Annotated in this window: 19 protein-coding genes and 1 pseudogene; 4 read left to right on the top strand and 16 right to left on the bottom strand. The window is 51.1% G+C overall.

The genetic code is table 11. The features are described from left to right. Window positions 1-120: 120 nt before the first annotated feature. Together IPL17_RS21410 and IPL17_RS21405 are read right to left on the bottom strand one after the other, a co-directional pair. Window positions 121-480 carry a hypothetical protein gene (locus IPL17_RS21410; RefSeq protein ID WP_345309124.1) on the bottom strand — a complete coding sequence of 120 codons (360 nt, stop codon included), beginning with the start codon at window positions 478-480 and terminating at the stop codon, window positions 121-123. Between the two features lie 65 nt (window positions 481-545). Then, window positions 546-827 carry a hypothetical protein gene (locus IPL17_RS21405; RefSeq protein WP_345309123.1) on the bottom strand — a complete coding sequence of 94 codons (282 nt, stop codon included), beginning with the start codon at window positions 825-827 and terminating at the stop codon, window positions 546-548. A 36-nt stretch (window positions 828-863) separates the two neighbouring features. On the opposite strand from IPL17_RS21405, the gene IPL17_RS21400 reads away from it, so the two are divergent. Continuing rightward, the gene (locus IPL17_RS21400; protein ID WP_345309122.1) at window positions 864-1,046 is read left to right on the top strand and encodes a hypothetical protein; all 183 of its coding nucleotides are present in this window, start codon (window positions 864-866) and stop codon (window positions 1,044-1,046) included. Window positions 1,047-1,391: 345 nt separating this feature from the next. Here IPL17_RS21400 and IPL17_RS21395 read toward each other — a convergent pair whose 3' ends face one another. The 12 genes from IPL17_RS21395 to IPL17_RS21340 form a co-directional block, all read right to left on the bottom strand. Continuing rightward, the gene (locus tag IPL17_RS21395; RefSeq protein ID WP_345309121.1) at window positions 1,392-1,535 is read right to left on the bottom strand and encodes a hypothetical protein; all 144 of its coding nucleotides are present in this window, start codon (window positions 1,533-1,535) and stop codon (window positions 1,392-1,394) included. Beyond that, a complete protein-coding gene (locus IPL17_RS21390; RefSeq protein ID WP_345309120.1) occupies window positions 1,532-1,702 on the bottom strand; it encodes a hypothetical protein in 171 nt (56 codons plus the stop codon). Before IPL17_RS21390 ends, IPL17_RS21395 begins: the two co-directional genes overlap by 4 nt. Before the next feature lie 8 nt (window positions 1,703-1,710). Then, window positions 1,711-2,004 carry a hypothetical protein gene (locus IPL17_RS21385; RefSeq protein ID WP_345309125.1) on the bottom strand — a complete coding sequence of 98 codons (294 nt, stop codon included), beginning with the start codon at window positions 2,002-2,004 and terminating at the stop codon, window positions 1,711-1,713. 404 nt (window positions 2,005-2,408) lie between these two features. After that, window positions 2,409-2,882 carry a hypothetical protein gene (locus IPL17_RS21380; protein ID WP_345309119.1) on the bottom strand — a complete coding sequence of 158 codons (474 nt, stop codon included), beginning with the start codon at window positions 2,880-2,882 and terminating at the stop codon, window positions 2,409-2,411. 285 nt (window positions 2,883-3,167) lie between these two features. Beyond that, window positions 3,168-4,745: an ABC transporter substrate-binding protein gene (locus IPL17_RS21375; RefSeq protein ID WP_345309118.1), complete on the bottom strand. Its 1,578-nt coding sequence runs from the start codon at window positions 4,743-4,745 to the stop codon at window positions 3,168-3,170. Window positions 4,746-4,912: 167 nt separating this feature from the next. Further along, on the bottom strand, window positions 4,913-5,896 hold the full coding sequence (locus tag IPL17_RS21370; protein ID WP_345309117.1) for an ABC transporter ATP-binding protein: 984 nt from the start codon (window positions 5,894-5,896) through the stop codon (window positions 4,913-4,915). Continuing rightward, a complete protein-coding gene (locus IPL17_RS21365) occupies window positions 5,893-6,888 on the bottom strand; it encodes an ABC transporter ATP-binding protein (protein ID WP_345309116.1) in 996 nt (331 codons plus the stop codon). Before IPL17_RS21365 ends, IPL17_RS21370 begins: the two co-directional genes overlap by 4 nt. 3 nt (window positions 6,889-6,891) lie before the next feature. Further along, a complete protein-coding gene (locus tag IPL17_RS21360) occupies window positions 6,892-7,848 on the bottom strand; it encodes an ABC transporter permease (RefSeq protein ID WP_345309115.1) in 957 nt (318 codons plus the stop codon). Between the two features lie 17 nt (window positions 7,849-7,865). Beyond that, window positions 7,866-8,900, bottom strand: a complete 1,035-nt coding sequence (locus IPL17_RS21355; RefSeq protein ID WP_345309114.1) for an ABC transporter permease — start codon at window positions 8,898-8,900, stop codon at window positions 7,866-7,868. An 89-nt stretch (window positions 8,901-8,989) separates the two neighbouring features. Beyond that, entirely contained in the window at window positions 8,990-10,669 is a 1,680-nt protein-coding gene (locus IPL17_RS21350; RefSeq protein ID WP_345309113.1) for a peptide ABC transporter substrate-binding protein, read from the bottom strand. A 54-nt stretch (window positions 10,670-10,723) separates the two neighbouring features. Further along, the gene (locus IPL17_RS21345; protein WP_345309112.1) at window positions 10,724-11,530 is read right to left on the bottom strand and encodes a cyanophycinase; all 807 of its coding nucleotides are present in this window, start codon (window positions 11,528-11,530) and stop codon (window positions 10,724-10,726) included. Continuing rightward, a complete protein-coding gene (locus tag IPL17_RS21340) occupies window positions 11,527-12,207 on the bottom strand; it encodes a GntR family transcriptional regulator (protein WP_345309111.1) in 681 nt (226 codons plus the stop codon). The genes IPL17_RS21345 and IPL17_RS21340 overlap by 4 nt, the downstream gene beginning before the upstream one ends. 113 nt (window positions 12,208-12,320) lie before the next feature. On the opposite strand from IPL17_RS21340, the gene IPL17_RS21335 reads away from it, so the two are divergent. The 3 genes from IPL17_RS21335 to IPL17_RS21325 are packed head-to-tail and all read left to right on the top strand — an operon-like array spanning window position 12,321 to window position 15,890. Then, window positions 12,321-14,174 (top strand): S9 family peptidase, encoded by a 1,854-nt coding sequence (locus tag IPL17_RS21335; protein ID WP_345309110.1) that lies wholly within the window; start codon window positions 12,321-12,323, stop codon window positions 14,172-14,174. Window positions 14,175-14,179: 5 nt separating this feature from the next. Further along, on the top strand, window positions 14,180-14,686 hold the full coding sequence (locus IPL17_RS21330) for an N-acetyltransferase (protein WP_345309109.1): 507 nt from the start codon (window positions 14,180-14,182) through the stop codon (window positions 14,684-14,686). A gap of 10 nt (window positions 14,687-14,696) precedes the next feature. Beyond that, window positions 14,697-15,890: a creatininase family protein gene (locus tag IPL17_RS21325; RefSeq protein WP_345309108.1), complete on the top strand. Its 1,194-nt coding sequence runs from the start codon at window positions 14,697-14,699 to the stop codon at window positions 15,888-15,890. Here IPL17_RS21325 and IPL17_RS21320 read toward each other — a convergent pair. Together IPL17_RS21320 and IPL17_RS21315 are read right to left on the bottom strand one after the other, a co-directional pair. Further along, window positions 15,883-16,590 (bottom strand): NBR1-Ig-like domain-containing protein, encoded by a 708-nt coding sequence (locus tag IPL17_RS21320; RefSeq protein WP_345309107.1) that lies wholly within the window; start codon window positions 16,588-16,590, stop codon window positions 15,883-15,885. The two genes, IPL17_RS21325 and IPL17_RS21320, sit on opposite strands and share 8 nt — an antisense overlap. A gap of 81 nt (window positions 16,591-16,671) precedes the next feature. Continuing rightward, window positions 16,672-18,056, bottom strand: a pseudogene (locus IPL17_RS21315) (trimethylamine methyltransferase family protein). Between the last annotated feature and the right edge of the window lie 23 nt (window positions 18,057-18,079).

Here is an 18,079-nt window from a genome sequence, read left to right as displayed (position 1 = left end):
AACGCGCCTCGCGTGAAAAAAGAAAGGGGCGGTCTGCTTCCAAAATATTTCTTTTATCCAGTTAGCTTTCAGAAAACGCTCTTTGCTCGTTTTGGGGCCTCAAGCGGATGGCCGCTCGGCTCACGAGGTGGACGGCGTCTTGCAAGAGACCGCTTGGTTGCAGGGATGACTGCTCCGTGCGGCAACGGTCAAACCAGCTGGACAGCGCGGCGCGAAGCGGCAACCGGCAGGGATCACGTCCAGGCGCAGCGGGTAGCCTGGGATGGATGAAAGTTTTTCTTGCGGCTTTGTCGGGTCAGGGGAGAAGCCTTGATCAATTCCTGGGTATCGGATGGCGCGGCTGATTGTACAAATGGCGTCCACATCCGCGTATTCGGCTGTTACGCCGCCATACATCACCAGAACCCGGTCGCACATTTCAGCCACGCCCCCGAGGTCGCGTGAGTCACAAGAAAAATAATCAGCGGATCTGAGTTTCATGCGCAGGCCTGTCGGGCGGTTCCAAAATTCTGCGCCTGGATCATGACATCCAAGCGGTGGTCAGCTCATCGGCAATGATGATTTGCGGGTTGCAAGCCAGCGCCATGGCGATCATCGCGCGCTGGCGCATGCCGCCCAGAATATTGATGCGGATAATCATCCCCATGGTCGGCGGCGATGCCCACCAGATCAAGCAATTCCACCACGCGTTCCTGCAGGCGTTGGTCACGCGGGAAACCAGGCATGTGTTTGATGATCGCTTCCGCGATTTGGTCGCCGACAATCCGGACCGGGTTGAGCGCATTCATCGCGCCCTGGAACACGATCGAAATATCCTTCCAACGCACGGCGTTTATTTCCTCTTCGCTTAGTCCGTCAAATCATTGCCGTTGAAAGCTCCTTCCGTTCAAGATCTGCCTGCTGAAGGCGGCAGCATATGGCAAAACCAGCATGAGCGTGGTCTTCCGCATCCGCTTTCGCCGACCAGCCCGATCAACTCGCCCTCCTTCAAAGTGAAGCTGATATTTTCCACGGCGCGCGCAGGCGCTCTGCCATTTGTTATATAATTGATTGAAAGGTTTTGAACTTCAAGCGGTGTGTTCTTTTCGGATGATTTTGCGGGCCCCGCTTCTGTGACCACAGGCCTGCCGGCATTAAGTGATGGGTATCAGCCTCGGGTTTTAATATTTGCTCAAGACCCTGCCCAAGCGAGTCAGCCCAAGAGGCCCACCATACGATCCCGGAAGCCCGGCACAACCAGCGCCCACCACGCTCCTGTGGACATTGCTCCGCGCCTGAACGCATAGTTAACATCTGACCCCACGAAAGCGCGGTCGGGTCTACCAGTCCCAAAAGTGAAAGCGTGCTTTCCGCCAATACCGCTGAAGAGACGACCAAGACCGCCTGGACCACTAAATCCCGACAGCACCAACGGCAGGATGTGATGACGAATAATATGTCCCTTTGCTTGACCCGATGGCGCGGGCGCGTAAAACAAATTTGCGTGATTTTACCGCCAGGGTCTGGGAGCGCACCATGCGGGCGGTGGTGGTCAATACAACAAACCGATCACCAAAATAATATTGAAGATGGAGGGCCTGGTCAATGCGATCACGACCATCACAGGCGGCAGGTCAGGGATAACCAGCATGATGTCGGTGAAGCGCATAAGCAGGGTCTCTGTCCGCGTCCGCCATAAAACGCGGCTACGACCCCGGAACACGCCGCCGATCACCAGGGAAATGAACGCGGCAAAAAGCCGATGGTCAGTGAGACACGCGCCCCGAAGATAAAGTTGGTCAATACATCCTGACCGGCATCGTCAGTCCCCAGCCAGTGTGCGGCGCTGGGCGGATTATAAATATCCGCTGTCGTGACATCTTGCGTTGAGCTTGGATCGTAAGGGGATAGGATCGGCGCGAATACAGCCACAAAAATAACGATCACAAGCATGATGAGACCGACCAGCCCCATGGCGTTGCTGCGAAAAACGCCAGAATTCCTGGAAACGCGGTATGGTGGAATTTTTTATAATTTGCGCTTCCATTAATTACTCCATCTTCACGCGCGGATCGAGATAGGAATACGCCAGGTCTGCGAGCAGGTTGGCGATAATGACAGATACCGCGATCAGGAGGAATGCACCTTGCGGGCGGGAAGTCCCTGCGGTTCAATGCTTCCACGATGGTCATGCCCAGCCCGGGCCAGGAAAGACGGTCTCGATCTGGATCACCCGCCCACTGTAAAACCAAGGTTGATGGCAGATGATCGTCACCAGCGGCAGCATCGCGTTCTTTATGGCGTGATCTTTAATATTTGGAAAACGTTTAACCCTTGGCTTTGCAGTAAGAGTATAATCTTCTGAAGCACATCCAGAAGACTTGAACGCATGATCAACATGTACTCGCCCATATACACCATCGTATAGGTCAAGGTCGGAGGAACATATGTGGCGCGATATCACCCCAGCGGGTCAAGAGCGGTGGAAGGAGGACATGCCCGGGGTCGACATGCCAGCGATCGGCATGCCGTGGTTGCTTCCCGAAATAAAGCAGATCACCCCCCAGCCAAATGTGGATGCTCCACGCGACAAGGCTTAGGTTAAGGATAAATAATCCAGCGAGGTGCGCGCCTTCCAGGCTGAGAACATGCCAAAGAAAATACCGATCATGATCGCAAGGATCTGCCCCCGCGCCGATCAGAGGACCGTATTCCATAGACGCTCGGAAAAGAATATCGCTTACAGGTCGGTTGGTGTGAAAGCTGATCATCAAGTCGCCCTGGATCAGGTTGCCCATGTAGATAAAGAACTGCGTATCAAGCGGATTCACCGCACAACTGCCGACCTTGGCCCGGGAGTTCAGCGATTCGAAGCAATTGACGATCGGGTTTGTCGAGTCCATACCGGACTCGAATTGCCTCAATATTTTCCTGGTTAGCCGCAGGTCTCGGATCCCAGCGCGCGCAGGTCGCCAGGCAGAATGCGAAAAGAAAAATTCAGGATAATGACAAACAGGATCGTGAATAATGCCTAGCTAATTTTGCTTAATAAATAACGCCAGCGTTTCAAAGGACATCTTTTTTCCGCACTCCAATTAGCAGGAGGTGCGGAAAAAAAATGGTATTTATTACTGGTTCGATCACCGCAAGCGATGTCACATCACTTAATTCGATCTTGGCGAAATCTGTCAACCAACCCGTAAAGCGGTCTGTGCGATAGGCTTGAACATTCTGTTCGTAGTAAGGGATGATATAAACCACATCATTGAATGCGACTTCCTGCATTTTCCAGACGAGTTCCTTGCGCTTATCAAGATCAAGTTCAACCGCCTGCTGGGCATAGAGCGCGTCAAACTCCGGGTTGGAATAACCGGTCTCGTTATAGCCTGTCGGGATCTCGCCCAGTGGTTTGCATTCAACAGCAGGTTCGGGTCTGGATCAGAACCCCAGCCCCACAGGATAATGTCATAGTCAAATACGGGGCAGCACTGGGATGTCAAAGCATCGGGATCCGTTGCGGCCAGTTCAGTCTTCACGCCAATTGCAGTCCACATTTCAGAGAGCAGTTCAGCCTGTCGAGGGGCGTCAATGCTATCGCTCGGCCAGTTTATCCGGAAATTAAGCGGTTGAGAACCATCCGGCATTTCGCGGACCCCGTCTCCGTCTGTATCCGCGTAACCGGCATCGTCCAGGATCTGATTCGCCTTGGCGACATCGAACGCATAATCTTTAATGGTGTCGTTATACCAAAAGCCCAATCCGTCAGGGATCAAGGTCAAGCCTGGGGTGCCGTACCCAAGCAGGACCACATCAATTAACTTTTGCTTGTCTGTCGCATGCGCCATGGCAAGGCGGACGTTGCGGTCCTGCAGAGCCGGGTGACCGGTGCAAAGACCGCCCGCATCGGTGGGGCAATTTTCAGGGGTGGCCTGATTGAGGATAATATCTGAAACACCCGGCGCGAATGGAGCGCCGTTGATCACTGTGACGGTGGCTTCCTCTTTTAATGTTTCCACGGCAGTCGCGGGCATTTCAGTGATCATGTCCACCTGTCCGCTTTTAATAGCCTGGACAAGGACATCCTGACTTTCAAACGTTTGGAATATTACTTCATCCACTTTCGGCGGGGTCTGGAAATGTTCCTTATTGGCCGCAAGGTGAACAAATTCATTTTGTTTGTATTCGACCATTTTGAAAGGACCGCTGCCGATCATTTCGAAATTCTCAAATTCGACAGCCGCGGCGCCTTCGGCATGATCCTTCCAAATGTGTTCAGGGAGGATATACATGAAGACCAATTGGCTTTCAATGTTTGGAATTGCCTCGGAGAGGGTCAACACAAGCGTGGAATCATCCGGCGCTTCCACGCTTTCAATATAGGCTGTGTACGAATTCATATAGGGGAAATCGTCATGCGTCTTGTACAGTTCGTAGGAGAACTTAATATCTTTAGAGGTCAAAGGCTGTCCATCATGGAACTTGACCCCTTGATGGATCTTATATGTGTAAACCAGACCATCCTGGGAGTGTTCGACGCTGTCGGCAAGTCCCAATGAAAAGGTGCCATCAAGGTTTAGCTTATACATGGCATCGTACACCAGGGCAAAGATCGTATATGCTTCAGTAAGAACCGCGGAACCGGGGTTGACCGTATCCGGACTGCCCGCCCAACCGATCCTCGCAGCTGTTGGCTGCCCGCCCGAGCCTCCACAGGCGGAAAGGATCAATGCCGCCAGTAAAAATACATACAGCACCTTTTTTTTCATGTTTTCTCCTCCGTTTGATAATTAATCATATTCCCAAAAACAATATGCGCCATGACAGAAATCATCTGCCATGGCGCAGTTGGTCGTTAATAAATAACGAAATCGCTCAGGGGAATATCCACTGGTCGGGAATTTTACTGTAAATTCCAGATTAGTGAAAGTAAATATCAGCCGTTAACCAAATGACATGCCGCCCAATGCTGAGGTGCCGCTTCACGCCATTCAGGGACATGGGTCTTGCATTTTTCAACAGCTACAGGGCAGCGCGGGTGGAAGCGGCAGCCTGACGGGGGATTGATCGGACTGGGCACATCCCCAACTAAAATGGTGCGTTTCCTTGCCCGTTCCTTGCGCGGGTCTGGGACCGGAACAGCAGAAAGCAATGCCTGTGTGTATGGATGGAGCGGTTTTTCATAGAGTTCATTTTTTTCGGCAATTTCAACAATTACGCCGAGATACATCACCGCCACGCGGTCACAAATATGGCGCACCATGCTCAGGTCGTGAGCGACAAAAAGATAGGTAAGCGAAAGTTGATCCTGTAATTTTTCAAGCAGATTAACAACCTGGGCTTGAATGGACACATCCAAGGCGGAGATCGGTTCATCGCAGACGATGAAGAGCGGGTCCGATGCAAGCGCGCGCGCGATGCCAATGCGCTGGCGCTGTCCGCCTGAAAACTCGTGTGGGAAGCGGTTGATATGCCGCGCATTCAAGCCGACCAATTCAAGCAGGTCTTTAACGCGCGCATCGCGTTCCTGTTGACTTTGTATTAGCTTGTGTACGCGTAAGGGCTCGCTGACAATGGCGTTCACAGTCCAGCGCGGATTGAGCGAAGCGTAGGGATCTTGAAAGATCATCTGCGCTTTACGGCGGATGTGCATGAGTTCACTACCTTTGGCATCATGCACGCTATGGGTGTCGATGATCGTTTTGCCGGATGTTGCTGGATATAAACCAAGCAGGGTGCGCCCGGCGGTCGTCTTGCCGCAGCCGCTCTCGCCTACAAGCCCCAGTGTTTCACCCTTTTGAATATCAAAGGAAATCCCATCCACAGCGCGGACTGCACCAACCACGCGCTCGATCACGATCCCTTTTGTTATGGGAAAGTGCTTGGTTAGATTCTCCACATGCACAAGTGTTTCGGTCATCGCAAGCCTCCCGTCTTGACATTCACCCAACAGGCCGCCTTATGCTTATTCTCGATCTCAACCAGTAAAGGATTTTCGTTGATACAGCGCTCCTGAACATATTCACAGCGCGGGGCGAATGGACATCCGCGCGGTTCAGACAATAAATTTGGCGGCACGCCTTGAATGGATTTTAAATTCTTTTCGCGGCGGCGGTCGGCACGCGGCAAGGCTTGAAGCAAAGCCAATGTATAGGGATGAAGCGGGCTGTCATAGAGATCGTCAACCTGAGCTTCTTCAACGATAAAGCCCGCATACATCACGATCACCCTGTCAGCCATCCCCGCAACGACGCCCAGATCGTGAGTGATCCAGATCATCGCCATGCCGACATCTTCCTTCAATCGTTTCACCAATTCGATGATCTGCGCCTGAATGGTTACATCCAGAGCCGTGGTCGGCTCATCGGCGATCAACAGGCTGGGAGTACACGCCAGCGCCATCGCGATCATCACACGCTGACGCATGCCGCCTGAAAACTGGTGGGGGTAATTCCCGAGACGGTTTGCCGCATCTGGAATGCCCACCATCTCCAGTAGTTTGATGGCACGTTGGCGGGATTGCTCCGCATCCATCGGTGTATGCGTTCTTAATGTTTCTGTGATTTGACGCCCAACCGTCAAAACGGGATTAAGACTGGTCATTGGGTCTTGAAAGATCATGGCGATCTCTTTACCGCGGATGTCTTCCATCTCGTTCTCGCTTAACTGCAGCAGGTCTCTGTCTCGATAGTTAACAACTCCGCTGACAATTTCACCGGGCGGCGTCGAAATGAGTTTCAGTATCGACATCATGGTCACAGATTTCCCGCAGCCGCTCTCGCCGACCACAGCCAGGGTTTCACCCTCTTTCAGCGAAAACGAAACCCCATTGACGGCGTAGACAGTTCCCTCGGGCGTGTGGAAGCGGGTCCGCAGGTCTTTTACATCCAGAAAAGTATGTGTCGTATCCATCAGTTACACCGTTCGACTGCGGGGATCAAGCGCATCACGCAGCCCGTCGCCGAGAAAGTTGATGCTCAGGGTGATCAGCACGATCAACATACCAGGGAAGAACCACAGCCAGTATGCCGATTCAATATAGCGATAGGCATTTTCGAGCATATTGCCCCATGTGGCTGTGGGAGCGCGGACGCCCATGCCCAGAAAGCTGACATACGCTTCCAAGGAAATCGCGCCAGCTACACCCAGCGTAGCGGAGACCACGATCGGGGCAATGCTATTCGGCAGGATATGCTTGAAAATAATTTCCCAATTGGGAGTGCCGGTTGCCCGCGCCGCCAGAATAAATTCGCGTTCCTTGATGGATAGGAATTCCGCGCGGACGATGCGCGCCAGATAGGGCCAGCTTGTCAGCCCGATGATAAATATAATGACGATCACACTTCCGCTCAACTCACGTCCAAGAATATTTATATTTGATATTTTCCCTGAAAAAAATTTTGACATGACGATCAGCAATAGCAGTTGCGGCATGTTCAGCATGGCTTCTGTGAAGCGCATGAGCACCGCATCGATCTTTCCGCCGAAATAACCGGCAAGCGCCCCGATCAAAATTCCTATCGCCACTTCAACAATCGCCGCTGTGATCCCGATCAAAATGGAGATCTGCCCGCCGTATACTGTGCGCGCAAAAATATCACGCCCAACGGTATCCGTGCCAAAAAAATGCTGTGCGCTGGGCGGCTGTAAACGTTCTTTTGTGTTTGTAAAATTTGAATATTTTTCAGTAACAAAAAATGCTCCGCCAAAAGAATACAGTGTCAGCAGGATCAAAACGATGCCGCCAAATATCGCCATTTTATGGCGGCGGAATCGGCGCCAGGTGAGATTGCCAAGCGATAAAGGCGGCGCTTCAATTTCTACAACGCTTATTGCTGAAGATTGTTTTGGAAAGTCCACTGGGGTTGTCATGGCGCTCCAGGATTTTTCTAATCAAACCGAATGCGCGGGTCAAGCCACGCATAAACAATATCTGTAAGGATCTGAAAGAACACCACTGACACGGCGATCAACATGAGAATTCCCATTACCACGGGTGTATCTCCGCGATCAATGCCGTCAATAAATAATCTGCCCATCCCGGGCCAGGCGAAGATGCGTTCTGTGACTACCGCGCCACCGAGTAATAACGGCAGGTCAAGCCCTACAATGGTGACGATGGGCAGGGATGCATTCTTGAGTGCGTGAATATAAGTGATTTCCCGTTTCGGCAATCCCTTGGATCGAGCGGTGCGGATGTAATCCTGTCCCAGGACCTCCAACATGGTGCTGCGAATATAGCGGCTGTACGCGGCAAAGCTGATAAAAGCGATGCTAAAGACCGGCAGGATCATGTGGATAAAGATCTGTTCCGGCGTCTTGCCGATCTTCGGGTCGAACATTCCAACGGTTGGGAGATGCGGCAACCCCCAGCGTTGAAAATTGATCGAAAAAATATACATGGTTGTCAGTGCAACAAAAAAGATGGGCATTGAATACCCAAAAAATAAAATGGCTGTAAGAATATTATCGAAAGTTGAATATTGCTGTAAAGCGGAATAGATCCCCACGAGTAAAGCGCCGAGCACAATGACCACCTCGGCTGTAAGCATAAGGATCAATGTATTCGGCAAACGTTCCATGATCACGGTGATGACCGGTCTGCCCGTTTGTACGATCGAAGTCCCAAAGTCGCCGCGCAGAACTCCGAGACGTTTTCCCTGAGTCTCTGCACTGCCATCCCCGTCCAGGTCCACCTTTGTCCAATTGTTTCCAACGAGCCAGTACAGGTATTGGATATAGATCGGTTTGTCCAATCCCAATTGACGCGTAAGCCGCGCGCGATCTTCCGGTTTGGTCGGCATTCGTCCGCCCATGGTGGCGAGCGGATCTGTCGCATTTTGCATCAACACGAACAGGATCAGGCTGATGATAAGCAATAAGGGTATGGCTTGCAGTAGGCGGCGGACAATGTATCTTGTCATGGGAACACCTTCAAATCAAAAGGAAGGGGTTCTGCGTAGTTATTCGATAATCCCGCAGAACCCCTTTGGAATTTTACTTGATCAATCTATTACTTGAGGTCCCATTCCATAATATTATAGAATGCGGTTGCGCCGGAGACTTTAACATTGGTCAAGCGGGAGCTGATGGCCCAAATGTCTGGATCCCAATAGATACCGATCCAGTAGGCTTGATCAAAGATCAACTTTGATATCTCGTGGAAGGTCTGCTCACGGGCGGCGGCATCCACCTGGGCGCTTTCCTTGGTGAAGAGAGCTTCCAAGTCGGCATCGCAGACAGCCTGCCAGTTACTGCCATCGGGGGCGTCGTCGGTGGGAATGTTACTGCACATCCACTCAGAGGTGTGCGGATCTGGGAAGTTGGCAGTGGTGGAATATTCCATCAAGTCAAGTTCACCCTTCGCAGCAGGACCGCCTTCGGCGTAGCCATCGAAGAAGTTTTCAGCATTGATCAATTCCGTGCCGATACCAACCTCAAGAAGCTGCTGTTGGAAGACTGCCTGGATTTCCTTGCGGATCTCGCGGGTGGTGGTTCCGTAGGTCAGGACGAGTTCAACGCCGTCCTTGTCACGGGTTCCATCGCCGTTGCTGTCTGTCCAGCCGGCGGCATCGAGCAATTCGTTCGCCTTGGCAGGATCATACGGATAGGGAGCAATGGCCGGGTCAACAAAGGGCATGTTATCCCAATATGTGGCGGCGACTCCGGTGCGACCGAGCAGCAGATCGGTCACAAGGGACTGGCGGTCAATGGCATAAGCGATCGCCTGGCGCACGCCCTGTTCCTTCAAGGCAGGGTGGCGGTTCTCGTGCAGGCTCACGTAAAGGCCTTCGTTATATCCAGAAAAAGCGGTGAACATTTGAACGCCGGCTTCTTCAAGGGAGGGAATGTCTGAGTACGCGATGAATGTGCCCAAATCGCCTTCGCCAGATTTCAGAGCGGCGATCTGTGAAGCATCATCAGGAACGAAACGGATGAAGATCTCGTCCAGTTTGGGGCGTCCGAGCCAGTAGCTTTCGTTGGCAACGAAGCGGGCGAATGAACCAGCTTCCCATTCAGCAAAATTGAACGGACCGCAGCCAACCATCGGAGCGCGGTTGTATTCGGCCGCGTTCAGGTTGCCGTCTGCTTCAAAGACAGGCTGAAGAACATGCTTGGGGATGATACCCTTCCACAAAGTCGCCGCCCAGGGAGCAAAGACATCCTTGAAGGTAACGACAACGGTCTGCGGGTCGGCGGCGACAACACTTTCCATCTCGTCATACGGGCTCTGGGACGAAACTGTGTTGTTCGGGTCCATATACATTTCGTATGTGAAGACAAAGTCATCAGCGGTGATCGGCTCGCCATCAGACCAGACAAGATCATCCCGCAGTGTGAAGGTTAAGACTTTGCCGTCCGCTGAAATCCCGCCATTCTCTGCAGTAGGCATTTCTTTGACGAGCACGGGCACAGGGTTATTTTGATCGTCATAGTTCCACGCGTAGCAGCTCCAGATCTGATACGTGATCCCTGTGAACCACTGATTGGTGTACAGCGGATTCAGGTTATCAAACTCCTGCGTAAAAATGAACGTTGCGACTTTTTTATCAGCCGCTGCAGCTGGCGCTTCGGTCGCGGCGGCAGGTTCTTGTCCTGCAGGTGCTTCCGTTGCGGCAGTTCCGCCACCACATGCCGAGAGAACCAGCATGAGAGCGGCCACCAGGAACAATACAGACTTCAGGTGTTTCATTGTTTTCTTCTCCTTTTTTGATTTGGCTGGCGTATGGACGTCTTGCCTCATACGTTACTCATTAAGTAATTGCAGTTCTGGAATCTTGGCCTTACGCGTATTTACATCGAATGAACAGCCGCTGGTCAATACATGGATACGAACACCGCTCACCGCGACCGCCCCGCCGTTTTCGATTTCCGCCACATTCGTAGATTCTATCTCGCTCCCATCCACGATCGTGACTGCGCCCGTGCCTGCTACTGTTATGGATGATTCATCTTCCACGATGGCAGCGGTATTCTCATCAATACCAACACCCAACAAGCCCGGATGTGCCGCGATCAAATACAATAATCTGCCAAGCCGGTCACGCTGACGGAAATGCTGATCAAAAACGATCTTCTCTGTCAGCCCCAAGCCTGGAGCGAACTGAGCCATTCCTTCGCGCGGAGTTGCTCCGCCTTTCCCGTATGCGATCATCACTTTCGGCATAACCGCCGCGCCGGCGCTTGTTCCGCTGACGATCACGCCGCGCTGATACGCTTCCAAAATTGCAGTTTCCAGCGGAGTTCCACCGATTGCAGACGGCAAGCGCATCTGAGCTCCACCTGAGATGAAAATGCCGCTCGCAGATTGAACTGCTCTGAGCAGGTTATCATCGAAAGACTCTGCTCGGGAACGAAATTCCAAGCTGTGAGCAGAACGAGCGCCTAATTCTAAAAATATGGCGGCATAGTCCCTGCCAGTATTCCTCAAAACCGAAGGCTGTGGAAAAATAACAATTTCCGCATTCTCTCCGCCGGCGCGCCTGACAAACTCCTGCAGCACGACAGGTTTTTTATGATTTTCATTCCCGCCGATCGGCATCAAGGTAGTCATGACTGGGCTCTCAAAAAAGCGACCAGATGATCGGCTGTAACAAGGATATGATTTTTCATGGCTTGTTCAGAGTCGGCGGCATTATGCGATTCCAGCGCGGCGATAATGGCTCTGTGTTCAGCAACATCTACAGGGTCGCGTTCAGGGAGAGGGTGGACTGCGGTCGCCGCAAAGTTAGCGATCAGCATCGTTGGGAAAGTTGCCCACATTTGGTTTAATGTGCGGATCAAATATTCATGCCTGCTTGCCAGATATATTTGCTGATGCAGTTTTCTGTTTAACTCCCGATATTTTGAAACAAATTCCGGCGCACCATATTTTTCCACTTCCACCTGCAGCTCTTTGATAACAGCCAATTCTTTTGGTGTAATGATCCCGGCCGCGATGGAAGCTGCGCGGCTTTCCAAAAAGGCGCGATGGGAATAAAGGTCAAGAATATCGTCTATCGAAAAAACAACCACCCGCGCCCCGCGGTACGGCACATGTTCAATCAACCCCTCCGCGGCAAGTTCTTTAAGCGCCTCGCGCACAGGCATTTGGCTGACCCCCAGGTCCTGCGCAATGCGCTCCTGACGCAGCCATTCGCCGGGTTTATAATGCCCATTAAGAATCGCTGCGCGCATTTGTTCTGCGACAATATTACGCAATTGCTTGTGCGACGGAGTATCTGTAAGCAAGGGTTCTTCTTTTCCTAATAAATTAGATATAATATCTAATTAGAGAATATCATGTTTTACAAGGCATCGTCAATAGGGTTACAATATTTTAAGGTGAAAAAGGCGGCATCATTATGGATAATCCCATCAAATTGACGGAAAAATACGAGCGGAACGGCTGGCCGTCTCTAAAGAGACCTGACATCAAACCGCCTGTGGGATGGAATCTCTCGCTTCTCACCTCCCTTGAGCGGATTCGGTCTCACACGCTTTCATCTCAGGGTGAGATCGCCTGCATCAAAGACGGAGAGACACTTTCCGATGTTTTCAGTATGTCTGCGGATGGCGGCTGGCTTTCACGGGTCACAACCAATCGGCCGCTGGCGGCGTATTGGGATGACGAGATCCCTGAATGGTCGCCCGACGGCAATTGGCTGACCTTTGGAATCGACGGGCATGTCCACATGGTTCCGCGCACGGGCGGGCTGCCCAAAAAGATAACAGACTTCACAACCTCTGCAAGCGGCGCGCGCTGGATGCCCGACTCGCATGGCTTGATCGTTACTGTTGAACGGAACGATACTGATCAATTACTTCTCACCGACCGAGACGGTTGCTGGCCGCGCGCGCTAACCACAGATACCATCGGCGATCATTGGGACGCGCGTCCTTCACCTGATGGAGAGTTTATTGTTTTCAGCTTGCGCCGCTTCGATGATCTAAATAGACTCGACATTATTTTGCTCGAGATCGCCACTGGAAAACAAACTACTTTATATGGGAAACCTTCCACGCGCGCACTGTCTCCGAAATGGTCGCCGGACGGAAAATGGATAACGTTCATCTCGCAGGAGACGGGAAGAGAAGAGTTGTATCTCATCAAGCCTGATGGCGAAGGGCTGCATCAACTCACAAAAACAGGGCGGGATATTTTTCAATACGAATGGTCGCCCTCCGGGAAACAGATGCTCGTGGTGGTGAACCGAAACGGCTCGTTCGAGTTAATGCTTCTCGAAACAGAAACAGGCGCAATGGTCGAATTAAGAAGCGAGACCGGTATTCACTCGAATCCAAACTGGGCTCGCGATGAATCCTTTATCACGTTTGAATTTGAAGGTCCAGCCCTTCCTCCCGATCTGTATCGCATGGAACTTTCCAGTAAAAAAGTTACACAGTTAACTTTCTCTACTCCGCCGGCGCTTCAAAATAATAAAATGGTTGTTCCAGAAATTGTTTCGTACAAGAGTTTTGACGGCTTGGAGATTCCCGCATTTTTATACCGCCCTGAAAAATCGAACGGCGCGGCGATCTTATATCCGCACGGCGGGCCAAAAGATCAGTATGGATTTGGGTGGGATGAACTTGCGCAATATTACGCAGCGAAGGGTTATACATATCTTGCGCCGAATTATCGCGGCTCAACAGGGTACGGACAGGACTTCGAACGCGCCAATTACAATGATTGGGGTATCGGCGATACGCAGGATTGTCTGCACGGCGCAAAATATTTACGAACATTTAAAGATATCCAGCCTGACAGAATTGCGATCAGCGGCGGAAGCTATGGCGGGTACATGACGATCAACGCGCTCGCGCGTGACCCCGAATATCTTTTTGCGTGCGGCGTTGCCAAATATGGTGATGCAAACCTGGTCAGCTCCTGGGCGCAGTGTGAGAAGCGGCTGCGCCTGTATACTGAAGTTTTCCTGGGTCATCCTTCAGATAATCCTGGTGTTTACAAAATGGGCTCCCCGTTGCATGATGTAAAGAATATTCAGAAACCTGTCTTAGTTTTGCATGGCTTGTTGGATACGGTCGTTCCACCTGAAGCCAGTGAAGAATGGATCGAAGCGCTGCGCCGTGAGGATAAGGTTTTTGAATACAAAATCTACGGAAACGAACCGCATGGTTTTTTACGCCGTGAAAATCTTTATGATGCGTATGAGCGGATGGAAAGATTCCTGGATTGGTATTTACTACCGAGGTAATTGAAATGGATCTGAAAATTCAAAAAGAAGCCCCCGAGCATTATCAGGCGATCCACGATATCCTGATCTCCTGCTTCAAGAGCGACGCCGAAGCAAAACTTGTTTCAGCTCTGCGAGAGAATAACAAAGCTGTCATAGAGTTGGTTGCGCTGCATGAAGGCGAGGTCGTTGGACACGTTATGTTCTCTCCCGTAACCACCTCCCCTCCTGCGAATGCTTTGGGGATTGGACTTGCCCCATTAGCCGTAAAGCCTGCATTTCAAAGGCAGGGTATTGGCAGAAAATTAGTTCAAGAAGGATTACTCCTGTGCAAGGAAATGAATTTTGACTATGTGGTTTTACTGGGGGATCCAAAATATTATCAACGCTTTGGATTTATAAAAGCCAGCGATCTTGGAATAAAAAATGAATATGGGGTGGACGAGCCGTTCATGCTGATCCAATTCAATAAGGTGCCATTGCCTAATAGCTTGGTTCGGTATTGTGATGAGTTTTCTTTGTTTTTAGTATAAGGAGGTAAAAATGAGTAGTAATTTATTGACTACACGAAATATAGATTTCTTTAATTTCGACGCGATGACATGGGATGCTGTCGCGGAACTACCACGGGATGCTCCTCTTGTTCTGCCGCTCGGCTCAGGTTACGACCTAAACCTGCTTGCTGACCAATTGGGAAACCCGCCACGCGTTGGTATTTTGCCAGCCATACCATTTGGCTGGCGCGGGAGTGGAATCGAGGTGCCTGATGCCATCATGATCCAAGTTATCATGAATTTGCTTGACAGCCTAAGAGATGACGGCTTTTCAAGGGTCTATTGTCTTGGGCCGCAAGGAATTGATCCGCAAGCATCAAATATCAACTCCCATTCCGCATCATTTCTACGCTTGCCGAATGTAACGGCATACTCGTCGGCTGTACATCTTCCGCCTGATAGTGAGCGTGAAAAGGTAATCCTTATCCCGATTGGGCACACAGAACAGCATGGATACCACCTCCCCCTTTCAGTAGACACCATTATTATTGACACAATAGCCCAAGATACCACCATCAGAGTGCCTACACGCAGTTTCTCATTACCCGTCACACCTTATGGTGTTAGTACACACCGCGCCTCGTTCGCCGCGACGCTTAATGTCGGCGGACGCGCATTCGAAGATTTTTGGGGCGCAGTGATCGACGTGCTCGCCGCGCGAGGATTCAATCGCTTTTACTTTATGAGCGGACATGGAGGGAATTCCTCCTTTTTAGTAAACGTTGTAAAGTACGCCGGAGAACGCCATCGCCGAATTTTTTGCGCAACCGCTTTCCTGCACACCTCGGGCGCCATCGGGTCGGTCGCGCTGGAGAAATATCGAACTTCGCCGATAGGCGGCATGGGACATGCTTGCGAACTTGAGACATCCTATTTACTTCATTTGCGTCCCGATCTTTGCCGAATGGAGCGAGTAGTGGACGAAATGGATTTTATCTCCACACCAGATTATTATATGGATTGGATCGAAGGCGGTTCTTTAGTTGCCAACCCGCCCTGGGACGACGACACAAAAACGGGAGCATACGGCGCGGGCAGTCATGCAACCGCAGAAAAAGGCCGCCTCTGGCTGGAGGCGGCTATTGAAGAAAAGATAGATCATATTGAACAAATTCACGAGCAGCATGAGCGCCGCGAAAAGAGAAGAAATGAAGGCTACGGGCTGTGGGGTAAGTTCACTTAACTACGAAACTATACTTCACACCGCAAAATGATGTGCGGCCAACACGCAATGTCCAGACTGTGGAATAGGTATCCGGCTTGCTAGGCGCGGTAAGTAAAAACTGAACGGTGATCTCACTTCCTGTTGCAACAGTTTTTGGCAGATCCTGGATCGGTTTGCCGTCATTACGCAAACCGCTCTTGTATCTAAAATCCACGCTATCGCTCAACCAGGCCCGTGTGCCGTTATTGAACAATGTAATTGCCACATAAAAACTTTTACCCTGTTCAACAGCAAATCCCATTGGCGGAGTTCTGCCTCTAATAGCACAAGTCCATTCACGGCCGGTATAAATGCTCCCCCCCGGGACACCCCCATCTCCTTCACTGCCAGGTATTTGAAGGATGACCGCGGGTGTTGTGGTAAAAGTCGGCAGAGGAGTCAGTGTGGGTAAAGCATATAAGAATGTCGGTAATGTGGGCGCAGAAATCAATGTTCCGGTCGGAAACGGGGTCAGGGTTTGGGTTAGAGTCGGCGGAGAAAAAATAGCGGTCTGCGTACCAGCGGCGGCGGCTGTCTGCGCGATGGGCGTTCCCAACGATTCAGGCCCCACAGGCTGCGGCACCTGGGTGGAAGCGCCAAACGCAGGCACCGCGCAGGCAAGCAAAGACAAGCTGGCAAAAAATAAAACTATTTTTCGACTGACTCGCGATCCCAACATATGATCATCCTCATTTTCTCTCATCCATGATTCTATCAGTAAACCGGGGATGATAAATAACTGAAACGATTGTAATATGCATCAAATTCCTTTATGCCTGATAAACTCCTCGCCCATCCCCATCAAATCATCATGATCATCCGGGATTGGCAGACTGGCCAGCAGGTCCTGTGTCTTTTCGCGCAAAACCTGACGGGCGGGCGGTTCGCCGGCTTCCTGCCATTTCTCCATGCTGTAGCGCGGATAGACCTTGCTGACATAATATCCCGTTTTGTAATTCTTCAAGGTGGACGGTTGACTCAAGAAGCTTTTACCTGGCCCCACTTTATTGATCTCGCTCAATGCCGAGTTGACATCGTCAAGCTGAAATCCATTTGCGAATCTCAAAGCCTGGTCAATGATCTCGTGGACGTGAACAATGGTGGTTGGCGAGATGGACTTCGAGCCAAGAGAATCTCCGATGAACGGGGCCAGATGTCCGCTTGAGAGAAGAAGCGCGAGGGTGTTCATCCAATAGGTATCGGCGGCGATCAAGTCCATACCCCAGCCTGTTCCACTTCCTGATGTTGAGCAATGCGGGATGCCGTAATGCTTCATCATTTCGGAGCAGGCCACGCTGATGAGGACGCTTTGCGGGTCGTAGAAATTGAGCATGGTGCGCATGTCAAAATAAACAGGTAACATGCCGAGCAGGATCGGCGCGCCTTTCTTGATGGTCTGGCTGATGACAAGTCCCGCGAGTAGTTCAGCCATGAGCAGCGTGAGGGTTCCCGCCGGCGTGAGTGGAGTGGACGCACCTGCCATGCTGTAATTCGAGAAGATGACTGGCAGGCCGCGCTCAATGGAAATCTTCATTTTATCCACTGTGCCGGCATTCATACAAAGCGGACTGACAGGGTTGAAATATGGAATGATGAACGGCTTTGTACCGAGATCACCATGCAGCTTTTCATACATTTCCATCACATCTGGAAATTTATGTTCATCGGAAACGAGCAGGACTAAAGGCTTGGTTGTATTTGAAATATGCTCAAGCGAACCGACCAGGTCGCTCTGATCTTCAGGGACATCGCGAACAATACCGACAGTGGAGATCACATCATACAACGGCAAAGCCGAACCAAGCCGTACCAGGTCGCGGAAGTTTTCACGCTTGAATAAATGCAGTTTTTCATCTACGGGGTTTTGATAGAACAAGGCGGTCACGCCCACGCCAAAACTCAGGCGATTTTCCCCAACTTCAATTTATGTTCGCCACGGCGATCATAGATGTCAATTGTCTTCGGCGCGGACTTGATCGCATCCTCGACAATTTCGGACGTAAATTTGATGACGCGATCTTGAGATTTTAATCCAAGTTTATGTTCGAGCAATTGAAGGATTTCAGGTGAATCAACCCTAACACCAGTCTCACTTAGCACGCGGAGGGTATTGCGGTGTGCTTCCTGAATTTGTTCCTCGGTCATTAAAGTTAAGTGCGGACGGACGT

Source organism: Candidatus Villigracilis saccharophilus, from assembly GCF_016711665.1.
This window is presented reverse-complemented; position numbering and strand designations above follow the sequence as displayed.

Coding starts and splice junctions, on each gene's coding strand:
- IPL17_RS21370 (WP_345309117.1), bottom strand. CDS start 5,896: ATGACCGAAACACTTGTGCATGTGGAGAATCTAACCAAGCACTTTCCC.
- IPL17_RS21360 (WP_345309115.1), bottom strand. CDS start 7,848: ATGACAACCCCAGTGGACTTTCCAAAACAATCTTCAGCAATAAGCGTT.
- IPL17_RS21325 (WP_345309108.1), top strand. CDS start 14,697: ATGAGTAGTAATTTATTGACTACACGAAATATAGATTTCTTTAATTTC.
- IPL17_RS21380 (WP_345309119.1), bottom strand. CDS start 2,882: ATGGACTCGACAAACCCGATCGTCAATTGCTTCGAATCGCTGAACTCC.
- IPL17_RS21330 (WP_345309109.1), top strand. CDS start 14,180: ATGGATCTGAAAATTCAAAAAGAAGCCCCCGAGCATTATCAGGCGATC.
- IPL17_RS21375 (WP_345309118.1), bottom strand. CDS start 4,745: ATGAAAAAAAAGGTGCTGTATGTATTTTTACTGGCGGCATTGATCCTT.
- IPL17_RS21335 (WP_345309110.1), top strand. CDS start 12,321: ATGGATAATCCCATCAAATTGACGGAAAAATACGAGCGGAACGGCTGG.
- IPL17_RS21410 (WP_345309124.1), bottom strand. CDS start 480: ATGAAACTCAGATCCGCTGATTATTTTTCTTGTGACTCACGCGACCTC.
- IPL17_RS21350 (WP_345309113.1), bottom strand. CDS start 10,669: ATGAAACACCTGAAGTCTGTATTGTTCCTGGTGGCCGCTCTCATGCTG.
- IPL17_RS21345 (WP_345309112.1), bottom strand. CDS start 11,530: ATGACTACCTTGATGCCGATCGGCGGGAATGAAAATCATAAAAAACCT.
- IPL17_RS21320 (WP_345309107.1), bottom strand. CDS start 16,590: ATGTTGGGATCGCGAGTCAGTCGAAAAATAGTTTTATTTTTTGCCAGC.
- IPL17_RS21355 (WP_345309114.1), bottom strand. CDS start 8,900: ATGACAAGATACATTGTCCGCCGCCTACTGCAAGCCATACCCTTATTG.
- IPL17_RS21365 (WP_345309116.1), bottom strand. CDS start 6,888: ATGGATACGACACATACTTTTCTGGATGTAAAAGACCTGCGGACCCGC.